General features: G+C 65.1%; 17 protein-coding genes and 1 tRNA gene. 7 read left to right on the top strand and 11 right to left on the bottom strand.

All coding sequences use genetic code 11. The annotated features are described in order from the left end of the window. Positions 1-8: 8 nt before the first annotated feature. Positions 9-1253 (bottom strand): S1C family serine protease, encoded by a 1245-nt coding sequence (locus HZZ16_RS22580; RefSeq protein WP_197951842.1) that lies wholly within the window; start codon positions 1251-1253, stop codon positions 9-11. Between the two features lie 205 nt (positions 1254-1458). Here HZZ16_RS22580 and HZZ16_RS22575 point away from each other — a divergent pair, with 205 nt between their 5' ends. The 4 genes from HZZ16_RS22575 (at position 1459) to HZZ16_RS22560 (ending at position 3797) form a co-directional block, all read left to right on the top strand. Further along, the gene (locus tag HZZ16_RS22575; protein ID WP_197951840.1) at positions 1459-2076 is read left to right on the top strand and encodes a hypothetical protein; all 618 of its coding nucleotides are present in this window, start codon (positions 1459-1461) and stop codon (positions 2074-2076) included. Next, entirely contained in the window at positions 2063-2437 is a 375-nt protein-coding gene (locus HZZ16_RS22570; protein WP_197951838.1) for a transcriptional regulator, read from the top strand. The genes HZZ16_RS22575 and HZZ16_RS22570 overlap by 14 nt, the downstream gene beginning before the upstream one ends. 29 nt (positions 2438-2466) lie before the next feature. After that, positions 2467-3207 (top strand): di-trans,poly-cis-decaprenylcistransferase, encoded by a 741-nt coding sequence (locus HZZ16_RS22565; protein WP_197951836.1) that lies wholly within the window; start codon positions 2467-2469, stop codon positions 3205-3207. Positions 3208-3311: 104 nt separating this feature from the next. Beyond that, positions 3312-3797: a Crp/Fnr family transcriptional regulator gene (locus HZZ16_RS22560; RefSeq protein ID WP_197951834.1), complete on the top strand. Its 486-nt coding sequence runs from the start codon at positions 3312-3314 to the stop codon at positions 3795-3797. Here the strand turns inward: HZZ16_RS22560 and HZZ16_RS22555 are convergent. Beyond that, complete coding sequence (locus HZZ16_RS22555; RefSeq protein WP_197951832.1) at positions 3736-4563, bottom strand: metallophosphoesterase family protein; 828 nt, start codon at positions 4561-4563, stop codon at positions 3736-3738. The two genes, HZZ16_RS22560 and HZZ16_RS22555, sit on opposite strands and share 62 nt — an antisense overlap. A 207-nt stretch (positions 4564-4770) precedes the next feature. On the opposite strand from HZZ16_RS22555, the gene HZZ16_RS22550 reads away from it, so the two are divergent. Together HZZ16_RS22550 and HZZ16_RS22545 are read left to right on the top strand one after the other, a co-directional pair. Next, the gene (locus HZZ16_RS22550; protein ID WP_197951830.1) at positions 4771-5457 is read left to right on the top strand and encodes a DNA-3-methyladenine glycosylase I; all 687 of its coding nucleotides are present in this window, start codon (positions 4771-4773) and stop codon (positions 5455-5457) included. 202 nt (positions 5458-5659) lie between these two features. Then, positions 5660-5953 (top strand): hypothetical protein, encoded by a 294-nt coding sequence (locus tag HZZ16_RS22545; protein WP_036038628.1) that lies wholly within the window; start codon positions 5660-5662, stop codon positions 5951-5953. A gap of 125 nt (positions 5954-6078) precedes the next feature. Here the strand turns inward: HZZ16_RS22545 and HZZ16_RS22540 are convergent, their stop codons facing one another. Next, complete coding sequence (locus HZZ16_RS22540) at positions 6079-7551, bottom strand: lipopolysaccharide biosynthesis protein (protein ID WP_197951828.1); 1473 nt, start codon at positions 7549-7551, stop codon at positions 6079-6081. A 496-nt stretch (positions 7552-8047) separates the two neighbouring features. Then, a complete protein-coding gene (dinB, locus tag HZZ16_RS22535) occupies positions 8048-9148 on the bottom strand; it encodes a DNA polymerase IV (RefSeq protein ID WP_197951826.1) in 1101 nt (366 codons plus the stop codon). A 210-nt stretch (positions 9149-9358) separates the two neighbouring features. On the opposite strand from dinB, the gene HZZ16_RS22530 reads away from it, so the two are divergent. After that, the gene (locus HZZ16_RS22530) at positions 9359-9568 is read left to right on the top strand and encodes a hypothetical protein (RefSeq protein ID WP_197951824.1); all 210 of its coding nucleotides are present in this window, start codon (positions 9359-9361) and stop codon (positions 9566-9568) included. 26 nt (positions 9569-9594) lie between these two features. On the opposite strand, the gene HZZ16_RS22525 is transcribed toward HZZ16_RS22530, so the two are convergent. The 7 genes from HZZ16_RS22525 to HZZ16_RS22495 form a co-directional block, all read right to left on the bottom strand. Beyond that, positions 9595-9671 (bottom strand) — tRNA-Arg (locus tag HZZ16_RS22525). A gap of 61 nt (positions 9672-9732) precedes the next feature. Continuing rightward, entirely contained in the window at positions 9733-10761 is a 1029-nt protein-coding gene (locus tag HZZ16_RS22520; protein ID WP_197951822.1) for a sensor domain-containing diguanylate cyclase, read from the bottom strand. Then, positions 10761-13871, bottom strand: coding sequence for a bifunctional diguanylate cyclase/phosphodiesterase (locus HZZ16_RS22515; protein WP_197951820.1), 3111 nt, complete (start codon positions 13869-13871; stop codon positions 10761-10763). The genes HZZ16_RS22520 and HZZ16_RS22515 overlap by 1 nt, the downstream gene beginning before the upstream one ends. A gap of 175 nt (positions 13872-14046) precedes the next feature. Next, on the bottom strand, positions 14047-15132 hold the full coding sequence (locus HZZ16_RS22510) for a branched-chain amino acid ABC transporter permease (protein ID WP_197951818.1): 1086 nt from the start codon (positions 15130-15132) through the stop codon (positions 14047-14049). Beyond that, positions 15129-16139, bottom strand: a complete 1011-nt coding sequence (locus HZZ16_RS22505) for a branched-chain amino acid ABC transporter permease (protein WP_197951815.1) — start codon at positions 16137-16139, stop codon at positions 15129-15131. Before HZZ16_RS22505 ends, HZZ16_RS22510 begins: the two co-directional genes overlap by 4 nt. After that, positions 16136-16858 carry an ABC transporter ATP-binding protein gene (locus tag HZZ16_RS22500; protein WP_197951813.1) on the bottom strand — a complete coding sequence of 241 codons (723 nt, stop codon included), beginning with the start codon at positions 16856-16858 and terminating at the stop codon, positions 16136-16138. The genes HZZ16_RS22505 and HZZ16_RS22500 overlap by 4 nt, the downstream gene beginning before the upstream one ends. Beyond that, positions 16855-17631 (bottom strand): ABC transporter ATP-binding protein, encoded by a 777-nt coding sequence (locus HZZ16_RS22495; RefSeq protein WP_197951810.1) that lies wholly within the window; start codon positions 17629-17631, stop codon positions 16855-16857. Before HZZ16_RS22495 ends, HZZ16_RS22500 begins: the two co-directional genes overlap by 4 nt. Positions 17632-17778: the final 147 nt, after the last annotated feature.

Below are 17778 nucleotides of genomic sequence, written 5' to 3'. Positions count from 1 at the left end.
ATCACTTCCTACCGCTTCGCGTCCGCCTGCTCCGTCCCGAGACACGAGATCAACATCGTGTAGGCGCGAGCGTTCGCGGCGATGTCGGCGGCCTTCAGCTCGCCCTTTGGTTCCCCAGTCCGATAGGGCACCACGGAATTGTCGAGGAAGTCGCGCAGCGCGCCGGTCTTGATGGCGAAGTTGATGTTCTCGGTCAGCTGCCCGGTCTCTTTGATCATCCTGAGCGCGTTGAGCTTGGCAACGACGACGCCTGCCACCTGACCGGACATGTCGAACAGGGGGCCTCCACTGTTGCCCGCCTGAATCGCCGCGCTGATCTGCAGGCGTCCCGTGTGATTGCGGAAGCCGCTGAGCGAGCTGACGATGCCCGTGGTCACGGTCAGGTCGGAGGAAAGATAGCCGTGCAGCGGGAAGCCGATGGCCACCACGGAATCGCCGGAGTGCATCGAGCGGTCCCGAATCCTGGCGAAGTCCTTGAATGACGCCGTCGCCGGCGCTTGCAGCAGCGCAAGATCGTTGGTCGCGTCGCTGGAGACGACGCGCAGAACCATGGCGGCCTCTCCGGCGAGATTGCCCTTGATGTCTCCGGTGCAGCTATCGATCACGTGACTGTTGGTAACGATATGTCCGTTGGGACTCACTACGAAACCAGTCCCCGTGAAGGTCCCGCTCCGAGCCGGCTTGGCGGGAGGCGCTCCCTGCTTGTCGCCGGCCACTGCCGGCTTGGCCGCACCCTTGGTGAAATCGCCCGCCTTGGCGAGCCCGTCGGCTTTCACCCTGGTGACGCAATTGGCCAGGGCTGCGATCACCGGTCCGGTCGAGGTTAGGTCAAAATTCAGGACGGTGCGGCCGCTCGTCGCGACCATCAGGCTCGCCTTCTGAAACGTTCGCACGACGTTGGCGGGCATGACGGATGTGAGCATGTTCGACTGGTGTGCCGTGGCGAACAGCCTCGCCTGCTCCTGCCCGTCGAAGATGACGTCGATCGCGGCGTTCTCGCCCTGCTTGAAGCGATAGCTGGGACTTGCAAAGGCCAGCGTCCAGATGCCGGCGGCATTGTAGCCCACGACGAGAATGACCCCATTCGCGTAAGGCGTCGTCGCCGCGCAATGGGAGAACGCGCCCGTCTCGTCATTGCTGAAGGCGCCGCCGATCCAGTTGCCGACATTGACGGTGCCGAACGGCCCCGCCGCATTCGCCACGACCGCACTCGCCTGCAACACGAACGCAACGACCAACGACCTCAACCACATACCAGCCCCCGGAAACACGCCTGGATCCATTCTATCCGCGAGGACAGGCGAGGCGCAACCGCCAGTTGTCTGCTGCAATCGTCCGGCTGCCCGAAGCAATTCGGGCTTGCATTTGCTTTGCGACGCCATATACTTTGCAACACAAAGTGACGGGGACAAGGCTGTCCCGCGAATGCCCGGGTGGAATGAGATTTTGGCGGTGCCGATGCGCGATCTCGACAAGGCGCTGGCCGACATCGTTGCGATCCGCAGCCAGATCGCGGCGGGCACGGCGTTCCGCGGTTACGGCCCGGCGACGATGGCTGCGACCGGCGCCGTTGCGCTCATCACCGCCGTTCTGCAATTCTGGTTGCTGGATGATGCCACCGGCGAGCCGCTCGGTTTCTTCATCGGCTGGTTCATCGCCGCCGCGCTCTCTGGGCTGATCATCGGCATCGAGATGCGCGCGCGGTCGCGACGCCATCATTCCGGTCTCGCCGACGCGATGATTCACCAGGCGGTCGAGCAGTTCCTCCCGGCCGGCGTTGCCGGCGTTCTGCTCGCGGTGGTGATGTGGAAGTTCGCGAGCGAGACGCTGTGGCTGCTGCCGGGCCTGTGGCAGATCCTGGTGTCGCTCGGCATCTTCGCCTCGGTCCGCTCGCTACCGCGCACCGTCGCGTTTGCCGGCGCCTGGTATTTCGTGTCCGGCTTCGCGGTCGTGGTGCTCGCGAGCCGAACCCACACGCTGTCGCCATGGACCATGGGGCTGCCCTTCGTGATCGGGCAATCGGTGATGGCGGCCATTCTGCATTTTGCGTCCGGAGACAACGATGTCGAAGATTGACAGCGCGCCCTTCTCCTATGAAGGGCTCGACCGCGTGATCCACGAGAAGGCGAGGCTCGGGCTTCTGACCTCGCTGATGGCGCATCCCAAGGGGCTGGCCTTCGGCGATCTCAAGCAGCTCTGCGGCCTCACCGACGGCAATCTCAGCCGGCACCTTGCCGTGCTCCAGGAGGCCGGCCTCGTCGAGGTGACCAAGGGCTACGAGGGCAATCGCCCGCACACGACCTGCCGCCTCACCAAGGCCGGCCGCCGCCGCTTCCTCGACTATCTCGCCGTGCTCGAGCGGCTGGTGCGCGACGCGGCGAAGGCCGCCGGCCGCGAGGCGCCGCCGCTCGGCCGCCTCGGTATCGCCTCGACCTGATCCTCCCTTCTTTGACCGGAGACTTTGCAATGCAAAGTGAAATCACGTCCCGTAACGAGAAGCTTCATGTCGGCATCATCATGGACGGCAACGGCCGATGGGCGACGCGGCGCGGCCTGTCGCGCGTGCGCGGCCACGAGGCCGGCGTCGAGACCATCCGCCGCATCGTCGAGGCCGCGCCCAAGCAGGGCATCGGCACGCTGACGCTTTACGCCTTCTCCACCGACAATTGGCGGCGGCCGAAGGCCGAGGTCGCGGCGCTGATGACCTTGCTGCGCTTCTACCTCGCGAACGAGGTGCAGAGCCTCGTCAAGAACGGCGTGCGCCTCTCCGTCATCGGCCGCCGCGACCGCCTGCCCGACGGCATCGCCGCCGCGATCGCGCGCGCCGAGGCGGCCACCGCCGATGGCCGCGCGCTGCATGTGCGCATCGCCGTCGATTATTCCGCGCGCGACGCCATCCTCAACGCCGCGGCCAAGGCGGCCGCGCTGACCAGTCTCACCCGCGAAGCCTTCTCGCAGCTCGTCACAGGCGAGGCTGGCCTTCGCGACGTCGACCTCATCATCCGCACCTCCGGCGAAAAGCGGCTGTCGGACTTCCTGCTTTGGGAAGGCGCCTATGCCGAGCTGCACTTCACCGAGCGGATGTGGCCCGAATTCGATGCCGGCGATCTTGCCGAGGCGCTCGCCGCCTTCCATGGCCGCGAGCGCCGCTTTGGCGGCCTGCAGGCCATTATGCCCGGCGAAGTGCCCTCGCTCTCCCAGGTGTGACACGCCTCGCGCGCCAGCCGGCTCCCCGCTGATTGCCGCCTGGCATGGATCGTGCTCTAGTCTTCCGGCGTTGGGTATCGTCCCGCGACGGGAGCTTTCGCACCATGCGCGCAGTCCTCGATTATTGCACCGGCGGAACGGAACGGCAGCTTGCCGCCGGCACCATCATCGTCGCCGAGGGGGGCACCTCCGGCCATCTCTTCGTGCTGATGCAAGGCAGGCTCGAGGTGCTCAAGGGTGAGATGGTGGTCGCCACCGTCACCGAACCCGGCGCGGTGCTGGGTGAGATGTCCGTGCTGCTGGGCCAGCCGCACACCGCAACCGTACGGGCCTGCTCCGACGCGATCGTCTACGAATTCGAGGATGCCGCCTCGTTCCTCGAGAAGGAGCCAGGCGTGGCGCTGCTGATCGCAAAAATGCTGGCGCAGCGGCTCAACGTCGCCAACACCTATCTCGCCGATCTCAAACGGCAATATGCCGACCACGGCACGCATCTGGCGATGGTCGGCGAGGTACTCCAGAGCATGATCAACCTGCCGCCGCTTGAGGTTTCGCCAGGCTCGGATCGGCAATCCGATCCAAGAATGTGAGCCAGTCGGGCGGCGTCTCGATGGGGGCGGCGGGCCGCCGCAGCGGCGCATTCAGGTCGATCCACTGCGCCTCGCCGGCCGCCAGCCAGAACGCCTTGTCGGCATCGAGATCGAGCACGATGTAGGTCGGGGGACGGCCGGGTTGCAGGCCCGTGTTGAAGACCCAGGTCTGGCCAAGCCGGTCGAACCACGATCCGTTGCTTATGAAGGGCGATTGATGCACATGGCCCGAGATCACCATCGACGGCTGGTATTGCATGATCCACTGCACCAGCTCGACGTCGCCGAAGAATCGCTTGCCGCCCCAGCTCGTCGGTGAATCCGCCGGCGGCGCGTGATGTGCCCAGATCCAGCGCGGCGGCCTGCCGGCCGCGGCATCGCGCAACTGCTCGACGAGGCGTTGCTTGACCTGAGGTCCGTCCCACCACGGGCACACCGTGAACAAGGTATCGCCGACCGTCAGGCTGTCGCCGTCGCAGGCGATGCCGAGCTCGCGCACCTCCGCGATCCAGCGCGAAATCTTCTCGCCTTCGGCGTTGCGCTCGTCGAGGTCGTGATTGCCGGAGCAGAGGATCACGCGGGTCGTCGCGGCCAGCAGCGCGAGGTACTTCTTCACCACCACGATCTGGGCGCGGAAATCCACCATCGAGCCGATGTCGAGCGCGTCGCCGGCGAAGATCACGAGGTCGAATGACGGCGCCGCGCTGACCAGCCAGTCGAGCTGGGGCAGCGAATAGTGCAGGTCGGCTACGACCAGGCAGCGCATGGAAAATCCGACGGCCAGAGATCAAAATGTCAGGGAATTCCAAAAACGTCATAAAGCAAGAAGCAGACCAGCTCGGCCGCCCCTTTGCATCAATCCTATGAGCGACAGCATGCTGCGCCCCGTCGTAGAGCGCAAGGGGCGGCAATGCGGGCTGGACCGGATCGCCGAATTCTGGTGTCGTAGCCTGCCCTCAACACCTGTGTTCACATGACCCCGTTCAAGACCATTCGCGCCCGCGCCGAGGAGCGCAAGGGCGGGCCCAAGGCGCTGGACAAATTGATGCCGGCCAAGCCGGACCTCAAGCGGCTGGCCAAGCTCGGCAACGACCGAATCCTCGCCGAAATGACCAAGCGGGTGTTCTGCGCCGGCTTTGCCTGGAGCGTGATCGATTCCAAATGGGACGGCTTTGAACAGGCCTTCCTGCATTTCCAGCCCGCCAAGCTCACCTTCCAGCCCGAAGACTATTGGGAGGGGCTGCTGCGCGACGCGCGCATTGTGCGCAACGGTGCCAAGATCATGTCGGTGCGCGACAATGCCGTGTTTGTCCAGGAGATCGCGAAGGAGCACGGCAGCTTCGGCAAGTTTCTGGCCAAGTGGCCGTCCTCTGACGAGATTGGCCTGCTCGATCTCCTCAACAAGCGCGGCAGCCGGCTGGGCGGCAACACCGGCCAGATGCTGCTCCGCTTCGTCGGCTGGGACGGCTTTGTGACGTCGAAGGGTGTCGTGGCCTGCCTGCGCGCTGCCGGTCTCGATATCGCCGAGGAGGTCAAGTCGAAGGGCGATCTCGCCAAGGTGCAGGCGCAGTTCAACGCCTGGGCCGAGGAGACCGGTTTGCCGTACACCTATCTGTCACGCATCTGCGCGCTGTCGGTCGGCGAGAACAGCAGCGAATAGCGCGTCGATCGACCGATCATGTGCATCCTGTGGCGATCTTGTGCCGCGAACGCGGCCGATGAAACTTCCGATCACGAAATGCATTTCGCAGGAACATTTGTCCGCAGCACCTGTTCGGGACTCTGAGCCAGGCGCACAAGGGCGCAGGGAATGCTCGCTCCCGCCTGGCTCGATGAAACCGGATACAACAACGGAGCAGCTAATGAAGCTCACATCTGAACAGGTGAAGCAGACCGTCAACCAGCTCGGCGCTCAGGTGCTGCCCGACGAACATCCGGCGATGCCGCAGCTCAACAGCATGTTCGGCGAGCACACGTTCTTCGTGGACGAGATGGGCCTCAAGGTTCTCGAGCCCACGGGATCGCTTGGCAGCGACCGTCAGAGCGGCGAGGTCGTCAGCCTCGCCGATTGGGGCGATTCCGACCTGACGCGCCTGATGGCGCATGAGCCCGAACCGACCGGCGTGATCGTGGTGTTCGAGCATATGAAGCATTGAGCGGTCGCGGACCGAACGTTCGAGACACGTGCGCCACGGTCGGCGAAGCGCGGATCGCTCCCGTGGCGCACAGCTCTGGCATATGGTCGCTCCATTGTCTCCCAGCGAGCGTCGTTTCGGTCGTGCTATCCGCCACTGCTGCGTGCGTAGCGCCACATTTCTCTGCGGCAGGCCGGAAACAGCGCGACGATCACGAGCGAGACCGCATATGAAAGGCAGAGGCAGGCTGCCAATTCGGGGATCCCTCCGATCGAGCGCGCGAGCAGCCAGCGATGTAGCAGACACACCGTCACGACGGAGGCGAGTGCTCCGGCGAGATGAGGCCCGACCGCTTCCATGAGATCTCGATGACGCACCGGGCCGCGTCGCCCAATCAGCCACCACAGGATGGGTGTGCGCACGCACTCGCTGATTGAATATGCGCTGGCGACGCCGACTGGTCCGAACGGCAGCCCGCATATGAAGGCGAGAATCGACGTCGAGACATTGAAAAGGCCCCAGCGCATGTATTCGTTGGTGCGGCCCTGGCTCAGGAAAAGCCAGTTGGCGGGGCTGTTGCTGGTCTGCAGCAGAGCGGCGATGCTGAGGGCGACGAAGATCGGCGCGGCCTCGCTCCATTGGCCGCCGAGCAGAGTTTCGACGAGCGTGTCGGCGGACGCGATCATGAAGGCGACGCCGGGCAACACGAGGAGGAGCGCCGGCAGCACCGCGCGCCGGAACGAAGCCCGATAGCGCTCCGGCTCCTTCAGCAGGCCCGACAGCGTCGGCAGCATGATTCGCACCATCGGATTGCTGACTTGCTGAAGCGGAAACAGCAGCAGCCGGTAGGCGCGGTTATAGGCGCCAAGCGCGGCAGCCCCCCAGACCTTGCCGATCAGCACCCCGTCGGTGTTGCGGGACAGGAATTCGGCAAGATTATAGCCAGTCACACCGAGCCCGAAGTTCAGCATGTCGCGCGCAGCCCTGATCGAGCCGGGCCTCGACGGCAACCATCCCGAACTCAGCCACGCGCCGCCCGCAAGCACCAGGCCTGATGTCAAGCTACCTGCGAGGATGGCCCAATAACTGTGATAGACATACGCGACCACGGCCGAGGTCAATAATCCAGTCAGTGCGGCCGCGGATTCCAGACTCGCCAGCGTCCAGAATTTCATCTGGCGCGTCAGTAACGACAGATGCTGGACGTCGGCGCCGCTGAGCAGCAACGTGACGCTCATGGCGGATGTCAGTGGGGCGAGATTCGGCACGCTGTAGAACCGGGCGACAAGTGGCGATAGCGCAACCTGGGTGACCGCGAGCAGCGCCCCGACCGACAGGTTCACCCAGAACAGCGCACTCAGTTCGTTGTGCGTCAACTCGGCCTTTTGCACGGTCGCGTGTCCAAGACCGAGATCCTGGAATAGCACGGCAAAGGCGAGCACCGGCGAAGCCATCGCATAGGTACCAAAATCGACTGGTGTCAGTAGGCGCGAGAGCAGGATGACAGATCCGGTCTGTGTCGCTACACGCACGACCTGAGTGACGATCGCAGCCAGCGCACCGTTTCGTACGTTCCGGGACTGTTCGTCCTCGGACAAACGCATGTTGAGTTGAGTCAACGATCAGCTCCTCGATCGGCGAACAACGAAAGCTTCAGGCGCAGTTCGAAAGCGAGACGATGAATCCAATCACAACTGATCTCTTCGATTTCCTGCGCTGCGCGTGAGCAACATCGCGAGACGCCGACGACTATCCGTCAGTACGTGTCATTTGAATGGCGCCAGCAGGCTGCATGCGCAAAAAAAAGTTTGCGTCGATCGCGCTCGTACGAAAAGCGATGAGTACATCTTGCTCGAGACCGTGCGTCGAATCGCAATCGAGGCTGCTCTGTCAGGCTCACGTCAGGCACTGGCTCGAAGGTCGGCAGAGCAATGTCTATTCTGTGGGAAACTCGATGGCGATCGAGTTTCCGGGACCGGGTTCGCGCTCAAGTCGCAAGCGACCGTCGAGCGATGAGGCAACCAAGTTGAACGCGATGTTGAGCCCCAGGGTCGGCGTTTCCACGCCGCGTCGCGGATGAAGATGCTGCGATCTCTAAAGGGGCTCCAGCCGCGTTCAGATGCCCAGCGTCAGCTGCGGCTCCGACTCGCCGGCGGCGTGGAGCGACGACAGCGAGACACCCAGCAGCCTGACGCGCTTGGGCAGCGGCATCTCGGCTTCGAGCAGGCCGCAGGCCAGCCGCTCCAGATCGTCGCGTCCGGCAACGGCCGCCGCGACGGATCTGCTGCGCGTGATGATCTCGAAGTCGGCAAACTTGATCTTCAAGGTGACGGTGCGGCCGCGATTGCCGGTCGCCTCGCAATGCCGCCAGACCTTGTCGACGAGCGGCCTGAGCTCGACGGCAAGCGCGTCGAACGCGTCGATGTCGGTCGAGAACGTGTTCTCCGCGCCGACGGATTTGCGGATCCGGTTGGCGCGCACGGGGCGTTCGTCGACGCCGCGCGATATCCAGTAATAATACGCGCCCGACTTGCCGAAATTCGCATTCATGAACTCCAGCGACTGGTTGCGGATGTCGCGGCCGGTGAACAGGCCGAGCGCGTTCATCTTCGCCGCCGTCGCCGGACCGATGCCGTGGAATTTGCCGACCGGCAGCGTCTCGACGAAGGCCGGCCCCATCTCCGGCGAGATCACGAATTGGCCGTTGGGCTTGCGATGATCGGACGCGAGCTTGGCCAGGAACTTGTTGTAGGAGATGCCGGCCGACGCGGTGAGGCCGGTCTCGGCCTTGATCTTCGCGCGGATGTTCAGCGCGATGTCCCGCGCCAGCGGGATACCTTGCAGATTCTCCGTGACGTCGAGATAGGCTTCGTCCAGCGACAGCGGCTCGATGACGGGCGTGTGCTCGGCAAAGATGTCGCGGATTTGCCTGGAGATCGCCTTGTAGACCTCGAAGCGCGGCCTGACGAAGATCAGGTCGGGACATTGCCGCTTCGCCGTCACCGACGGCATGGCCGAGCGAACGCCGAACCTGCGCGCCTCGTAGCTCGCAGCCGCAACGACGCCGCGTTCCGCGGAGCCGCCGACCGCGACCGGCTTGCCGCGCAGCTCCGGATTGTCGCGCTGCTCCACCGACGCATAGAATGCATCCATGTCGATGTGGATGATCTTGCGGACAGGCGAGGGCTCGCCGGTCGTCGGGTCGGATTCGCTCATGGAAAGATGATACAATCGGGTGACTAGAAGCGCGAGGTGATGTCAGTAGTCGTTGTGCGCGGCTTGAGTCGCCTTTACCGGCGTGCTCAGTGCGGCCATCCGGCGTCGAATCGAGGCGATCAGCCTCGACGGGTTCAAAGATCAATCTCGCGCTTGTGAGTGGCAAGCCGGATCATGCGCTTCCATATGAGCCTGCGGAGGACAGGCCACATGCAATACAGCTCCGAGCTCATCCGCACGATGCGTCAGGCCCTTGAGACCGTGATGGCGAGCGTGCCGGCGGATCAGTCCGTGTTCGGGCTGAAAGCGGCCGTCGCCGAATGCATCCTGAAGGCCGCCGCACACGGCCAGACGTCGTATGACGGACTGGTGACGACCGCGTCCGACCAGATCCAGGCGATTGTCGCGATGCTGACGTGAGTGCCGGCGTGAAAACGGCTGGCAATTGGCGCACCCGACACGATTCGAACGTGTGACCTTTGCCTTCGGAGGGCAACGCTCTATCCAGCTGAGCTACGGGTGCTAGTGGAACGTTCATTAGCCGATTGGCGCGGGGCGGGCAACCGCTTCTCGGCGGGGCGCGCTCAGGCCGATTTGCGGGCCGGAACCGCCTTGCCGCCGCAGGCGGCGAGTTCGGCAAGCACCCGCTCGGCGCAGATGACGCGGTTGCGGCCGAGGCGTTTGGCCACATAGAGCGCCTCGTCGGCCGCGCCGAGCAGCCGGTCTGGACCGCCATCGGCACCACCTGGAATTTGGCTGGCGACGCCGACGCTGAGGGTGACGTGATCGCCGGCGCCTGCAGCGCCATGGGCGATCGCCAAGGCCATCACGGCACAGCGGATCTCCTCGGCCACCATGCAGGCGCTGTCGCAATCCATGTCCGGCAGGATCAGCGCAAACTCCTCGCCGCCATAGCGGCTGGCGAGGTCGAGCGGGCGCACCGCGTGCCGGCTGACGACGGCCGCGACCGCGCGCAGGCACTCGTCCCCGCTCTGGTGGCCGTGCTGGTCGTTGAACAGCTTGAAATGGTCGACGTCGACGAACAGCAGAGCCAGCGGCTTCTGCGTGCGCTGGGCGCGAGCCCATTCGCCGAGCAGCATCTGGTCGAAGGCGCGACGGTTCGACAGGCCGGTGAGCCCGTCCTTGGTGGCGAGCTCCTTCAGCGCCATCTCGGCGCGCTTCTGGTCGGTGAGGTCGCGCAGCGTCTCCACCACCGCGATCAGGTTGCCGGCCTCGTCGTGGATCGGGCCGGCGTCGATCGCGAGATAGAGCTGGCTGCCGAGCTTGGGCATCACGCACCAATTCTCCGCGGAGAAGCCGAGCCCGTTGTGGCCGCGTGCGGCATATTCCGAATAGTACTCCGGCAGCTGCTCGGGCCGGTCGAGGGCGACGAGGTCGGCAAGGCAAGGGCGCCTCGTCTCGTAGAACGCCTGCCAGTGCTTGCTGGTGCCGATCACCTCCGAGGCGGCGACGCCGGTCAGCCGCTCGCAGGCCCTGTTCCAGATCACGACGCGGCGCTTCGGGTCGATCACGAAGGTCGGCACCACGAGGTGCTGCATCAGCCGTACCGCGTAGGAATCGGCGACATCGACGCTCTTGCGCGATTTCGTCATCACGCCACCGCAGCCACGGGCAAGCCATCGCCGGCACCGAACAGCTTGCGTACCTCGCTGGCCGGCTTCGGCGCGCTGAACAGATAGCCCTGCATCTGCGTGCAGCCGAGCGCGCGCAGCATGTCACGCTGCGCCTCGGTCTCGACGCCCTCGGCGACCGTGGTCATGCTGCTGGCGGCCGCGATGTTGACCACCGCCTGCACGATGACGGGCGAGCCGCTCGCCTCGGCGATGTCGACGACGAAACAGCGGTCGATCTTGATCTTGTCGAACGGGAAGCGCTTCAGGTAGCTCAGCGAGGAATAGCCGGTGCCGAAATCGTCGAGCGCGATGCGTACGCCGATCGAGCGCAGTTGGTGCAGGATCGAGAGCGCCGCCTCGTCGTCGCGGATCAGCACGGCCTCGGTGATCTCGAGCTCGAGCCGGCGCGGGTCCAGCCCGGAGGCGGCGAGCGCGCTCGCAATCCGCAGTGCCAGCGTGTCGCATTTGAGCTGCACGGGCGAGACGTTGACGGCGACGCGCACATGCGCCGGCCAGGTCGCGGCCTCGTTGCAGGCCATGCGCAGCACCCAGTCGCCGAGCTCGTTGATCAGGCCGGTGTCCTCGGCGACCGGAATGAACTCGGCCGGCGACACCATGCCGCGCTCGGGATGGCGCCAGCGCAGCAGCGCCTCGCAGCCGGACACTTCGTTGGTGCGCAGGTCGACCAGCGGCTGATAGTGAATCTCGAAGCCGCCGTTCACCAGGGCCTGGCGCAAATCCTGCTCCATGCTGAGGCGCGCCTTGGCGCTGGCATCCATCGCCGGCTCGAAGAAACGGTGGGTGCGGCGGCCCTCGGCCTTGGCGCCGTACATCGCGAGGTCGGCGTTCTTGATCAGCTGGTCGAGATCGGCGCCGTCCTGCGGCGCCAGCGCAATGCCGATGCTGGCATCGGTCGAGAGCTGGTGGCCGAGACAATGATAGGGCTGACGGATCGCCTGGTAGATCCTCGTCACGAAGGACAGCACGTCCGCGGGGGACTGAATCCCGGTCTGGATCACCGCGAACTCGTCGCCGCCGAGCCGCGCGATCAGGTCGCCCTGCTTGAGGCAGCCGCGGAGGCGGCCCGCGATCGCCTTCAACAGCTCGTCGCCGACATGGTGGCCGAGCGAATCGTTGATGCCCTTGAACTCGTCGACGTCGATGTAGAGCAGCGCGAATTGGCAGCCGTCGGCGACCTTCGCCAGCTCGCGTTCGATCTGCTCGCAGAACAAGGTCCGGTTCGGCAGGTCGGTCAGCGCATCGTAATGCGCCATATGCGCGATCTTCTCGTCGGCGCGCCGACGCTCGGTGACGTCGTCGATGACATGAATGAGGTAGCGCGGCTCGCCGGCTTCATCGCGAAGGCCGATCCGGGTCGAGGTAATGTAGCGCAGGCCCATGCCGGGCATCTGCCAGGAGTGCTCGTCCTTGAACAATCCCTTGGCCGATGCCAGCGCCCTGCTGTCGTCCTCGGTGATGTGGGCAGCGGCCCCCTCGGGGAAGATGTCGAAAGCGGTCTTGCCGACGACGTTCTGGCGGGAGTGACCGAACAGCTGTTCGGCGACGACGTTGAGCAAGAGATATTGCCGCGTCCGGGCGTCCTTCACGGTGATCTGCGAGGGGATGTGGTCGATGATCTCGCTCAGGAAGGTGTAGTTGCGGTCGCGCTCCTGTTCGAGCTTGCGGCGCTCGGTGATCTCTTCGATGGTGGCGACCCATCCGCCCTGTGCGAGCGGCGTGTTGATGACCTGGAAAGCGCGGCCGTTGGCCAGTTGATGGGTCAGCGTCGAGACCGTGCCTTCGGCGGCGACCCGCATGACCTCGGCGCAAAACGCCTCGACGTCGCCGTCGAACGCGCCGCGCTCCTTGCGATGATACATGGCCTCACGGATGTGACAGCCGGGCTTGATGACGTCGTGCGACAGGCCGAACATGTCGGCGTAGCGGCGGTTGCAGGTGACGATGGTGCCGCCCGCGTCGTACAGGACCAGTCCCTGCGACATGTTGTTGAGCGCGGTGTCGAGCCGCAGCCGCTCCGCCTCGATCCGCTGCTGGGCCTCGCGGTTCTGCTGGTTGATCTGGCGAATGATCAGATAGAGGATCACCGCGATGATTGCGGCCGAGAGCGTCGCCGTGATCACCATGAATGCGGTCTGCTGCCGCCAGTCCGCAAGTGCCGCTGCCGTGGTGTTGGTGGCGATGATGACCAGCGGGAAATGCGTCAGCGACGCAGCCGAGCCGAGCCGCTCCTCTCCGGTGACGGGGCTCCTGCCGCGGAGCGTCTGCTGACCGCCTTCGGCCAGCGCTTTCTGCATCAGCGGCGCATCCTTGAAGTTCCGCCCGATCAGCTCCTCGGCGTGCGGATAGCGCGCCAGCAACTTGCCCTCGCGATCGAGCAGCGAAATGGCCGAGCCGTCGGCGAGCGCGACCGATGCGAAATATTGCTGATAGCTGTCCGGGTCGATCCGCCGCACCATGGTGCCGAGGAATATGCCGTCCGCCCCGCGCAGCCGGCGTGCGACGACCGTGGTCCATTTGCCGATGATGAGGCTGCGGACCGATTCCAGTATGACCGGCTCGGCCGCCGGGTTGAATTTGAACGACTGGAAATAGGCGCGCGAGGAGATGTTGAGCTTGGGCAGCGGCTGGGCTCGCGACCAGTTGATCAGATCGCCCTCGGCATCGTAGATCGCGATGTCGCCGAGATACGACACGGAGCTGATCTTGCTGCGCAGCATCTGGTTTGCCGCAGGCCCGGACATGCGCTCGCGGAACATCGCAGGCGAGGTGATCTCCGGCAAGTTCATCTGCCCGATCAGGTCGGCGGCGACGATGTCGGAATCCTTGAACTGCTGATCGAAATGCCGCGCGATCAGCTTCACCGTGTTCTCAAGCTCGCGTTCGCGGTTGGCGAGGGTCCGCTCGCGAAACTCGCCGATGGCGATGGCCGTGGCGATGAAGATGCCCGCGACCAGAAACACGCCGCACAACGTCAGCCACAGGACGGGACCACGGCGCGCCAAGGCCTCCCAGCCGTTTCTGGCGGCTTGAGACATTCCGGCTGCTACCCTGGCAAAGACCTGGCGCATTCCCCCTCCCTGGAAGAACAGGAATACACCGCACAAATGGCGCAAACCTTAGGAAAACCAGTTACCTGAGCATTAATCCGGCGCGTGTGATCGCATCCATCGGTTGCGCCGCGCGCATCGCACGCGCTGGTTGTGTCGCGCGCTGCAATCGCGGCGCCGCATCGTGAATCATCGGTTAATGCGAAGCGCTTGCGGACTTCTTGCCGCCGCCATGGCGCAGCCGCCCGACCACGCCGGTCGGGAAGAAATAGACGCTGGCGATGAACAGCAGCCCGAGCCACAGCAGCCAGCGGTCGGGATGCAACAGCCCCGGCAGCAGCGGCAGCCCGGCTTCGTCCGCCGCCTTGGAGGCGACGCCCATCAGCGACTGCAGATAGTTCTGGGCGAGGATGAAGATGGTGGCGCCGATGATCGCGCCGTAGATCGTGCCCATGCCGCCGATCACCACCATCAGCAGGATGTCCAGCATGATGGAGAAACTTAGCGATGTGTCGGGACCTGCATAGCGCAGCCACAGCGCATTCAGGATGCCGGCGCTGGCCGCGACGAGGGCGGCGAGGCAGTTGGCGTAGGTCAGGTGGAACACGGTGCGGAAGCCGAGCGCCTCGGCGCGAAAGCGGTTCTCGCGAATCGCCTGCAGCACGCGCCCGAACGGCGAGTTCACCACGCGGAGCAGAGCCAGGATCATCAGGCCCGAGATCGCGAACACCAGGTAGAAAGTCAGGATGCGGCCGTTGATCTCGAAGCCGAACAGGTTCTTGGAGATCAGCACCGTGCCGGGGCGCAGCAGCTCGGGCAGTTGGAAGCTGCGCCCGTCCTCGCCGCCGGTGAGCCAGGACAGCTGCGAGGCCAGCACCTGGAAGGCCGAGGCGACCGCGAGCGTGATCATGGCGAAGAAGATCGCGGCGACGCGCAGCGAGAACAGCCCGATGGCCAGCGCGAGCAGCGCCGCGAGCGGCAGGCCAGCGACGATGCCGGTGGCGACCGCGGCCCAGTTCGGACCCATGCCGTACAGCGCGATCGCGATCGCGTAGCTGCCGATGCCGTAGAACATGGTGTGGGCGAACGACACCGAGCCGGTATAGCCGAGCAGGAGATCGTAAGAGGCGACCAGCGCGGCGAACACGCAGATCTTGGCCGCGACATTCAGCGCCTTGGCGCCCGGAAACAGGAACGGCGTCGCTGCCAGCGCTAGGATGATGACGACGAGAAGGAGCGTGAGGACGCGGCTGCGTGGCGGGTCGCCTGAGAGGATCATCATCGGCTGGTCACCGCATAGAGGCCGCGCGGCCGCCACATCAGAATGGCGACCATCAGCAGGATGTTGGAGACGAGGGCGAGCTTCGGCACCAGGAAGCCGCCGTAATTGGCCACCATCGCCACCAGGATCGCGCCGATGAAGCAGCCGCCGATCGACCCGAGCCCGCCGATGATGACGACGATGAAGATCAGCACGGTGAGGTCGTCGCTCATGGAGGCGTGCACCTGCTCGCGATAGAGCGCCCACATCACGCCGCCGAGGCCGGCCAGCGCCGATCCCGTCATGAACACGCCGAGGAACAGACGGCGGATGCGATAGCCGAGCGCCTCCACCATCTCGCGGTTCTCGACGCCGGCGCGGATCAGGAGGCCGAGCTTGGTGCGGTTGAGCACGAGCTGGATCGCGATGAAGACAGAAAGCCCGATCAGCATCGCCAGCACGCGGTACTTGGCGATCGCGACGTCGCCGATGATGAAGGAGCCGCGCAGCGAGGCCGGCAGCGGCATCGGGATGATCTGCGGTCCCCACAGCGCATAGAGCGTCTGCTCGGCGACGATCAGGCCGCCGGTCGTCATCAGGATCTGCTTCAGGTGCTGGCCGTAGACGGGGAGGATCAGCACGCGCTCGACGACGAGGCCGAGCGCGCCGGACACCGCCATCGAGAGCAGCGCGGCCGGGGCCAGCACGGCGAGGTTCGTTAGAAGCGAGTCGACCTGGATGGACGCCGCGAACGGCGCCAGCACCAGGGTCGCGACATAGGCACCGACCGCGATGAAGGCGCCGTGGCCGAAATTGAGCACGTCCATCAGACCGAACACCAGCGTTAGGCCTGAGGCCATGATGAAGATCATCATGCCCATGGCGAGGCTCGCGACGGTCAGGGTCAGCCAGGACGAGGTCGATCCGATCAGCGGGATCATCAGCAGCGCGAGCGCGAGCGGCAGCAGGATCGGCGCGAGATCGCGCTTCGGCTTCGGCAGCGGATCGGTTGCAGCAAGGTCTGTCACTGATGCGCCTCCAGGCTCAGGCCGAGCAGCCGCTCCTGCAGCGGCACGTCGGCGGCGAGCGCCGCCATCTCGCCGCGATGGACGATGGTGCCGTTGTCCATCACCAGCACGTTGTCGCCGAGCTCGCGGGCGGCAAAGAAATTCTGTTCGACCAGGAGGATCGTAGCGCCCTTGCGCTTGATCTCCTTCAGGCACTCGATCAGCGCCATCACGATGGCGGGCGCGAGGCCCTTGGTCGGCTCGTCGATCAGGAGCAGCTTGCGCGGCTCGACGATGGCGCGGGCGATCGACAACATCTGCTTCTGCCCGCCCGAGAGGCTCCCGGCGCGCGACAGCCAGAAGCGGCGCAGCGCCGGGAAGAAACCGAAGATCCAGTCCAACTGCTTGTCGTCGAGCGGCGCGTCGCGCGCCGCCAGCACCAGGTTCTCCTTCACCGTGAGATCGGAGAACACCGCCATGCTCTCCGGCACGTAGCCGACGCCGCGCCTTGCGATGTCGGGCGTCGCAAGGCCCTCGATGCGCTGACCTGCCAGGGTGATCTCGCCTTTCGAGGCCTGCCACAGCCCCATGATGGTGCGCAGCGTCGTGGTCTTGCCGGCGCCGTTGCGGCCGAGCAGCATCGTGACTTGTCCTTCCGGAACGGCGAGATCGATGCCCTGGAGGATGTGATAGCGCCCGATATGGGTGTGCACGCCGGAGAGCTTGAGCAGATCGCTCATGCTGCGCTCCCTGCAGCGTTTTTGGGCGCGACGCCGAGATAGGCTTCCTGCACGATCGGCGAGGCGATCACCTCGGCAGGTGCGCCGTCCGCGACCAGCTGCCCGTTATGCAGCACGATGATGCGGTCGGCGAGCGAGCGCACCACGTCCATCTTGTGCTCGACCAAGAGGATGATCTTGCTCCTGTCCTGTTTCAGCTGCGCGATCAGGTTCAGGACGATCGGCACCTCGTCGATGCTCATGCCGGCGGTCGGCTCGTCGAACATGAAAAGTTTCGGCTCCAGCGCGATCATCAGCGCGACCTCGAGCTTGCGCTGGTCGCCATGCGACAGCGCGGTCGCAGCGACGCCGCGGCGATTGCCGAGCGCGACCTGGTCGAGAATGGCGTCGGCGCGCGCGATCAGGTCGCGGCGCACCATCCAGGGCCGCAGCATGTCGTAATGCGTGCCGTTCGCCGCCTGCACCGCCAGGCGGACATTCTCTTCCACGGTGAGATTCGGAAACAGATTGGTGAGCTGGAACGCGCGTCCGAGACCCGCGCGGGTCCGCATCGGTGCGGAATGCTCGGTGATGTCGGCGCCGTCGAACAGGATGCTGCCGCCAGATGCCCGGAGCTGGCCCGAGATCAGGTTGAAATAGGTGGTCTTGCCGGCGCCGTTCGGCCCGACGATGGCGGTGAGCTCGCCCGGGCGAAACGTACAGGAGACATTATTGACCGCGACATGGCCGCCGAAGCGAATGGTGAGGTCGCGGGTTTCGAGGGTGAGCGGCATGGAAGTCTGGCAAGTGACAAAATGAAGATGTTTCCGCGATCGCGGTAGGCTCCCTCCCCCGCTTGCGGGGGAGGGTCGGGGAGAGGGCTGTCTCCGCTGGCGAGAGCCCCCAAGAGGAGAAAGCCCTCACCCGGCGCTTCGCGCCGA

Source organism: Bradyrhizobium glycinis (assembly GCF_016031655.1).
GTDB lineage: Bacteria > Pseudomonadota > Alphaproteobacteria > Rhizobiales > Xanthobacteraceae > Bradyrhizobium > Bradyrhizobium glycinis.
Note: the sequence above shows the minus strand (reverse complement) of the source record. Positions and strands in the feature narration are given on the sequence as shown.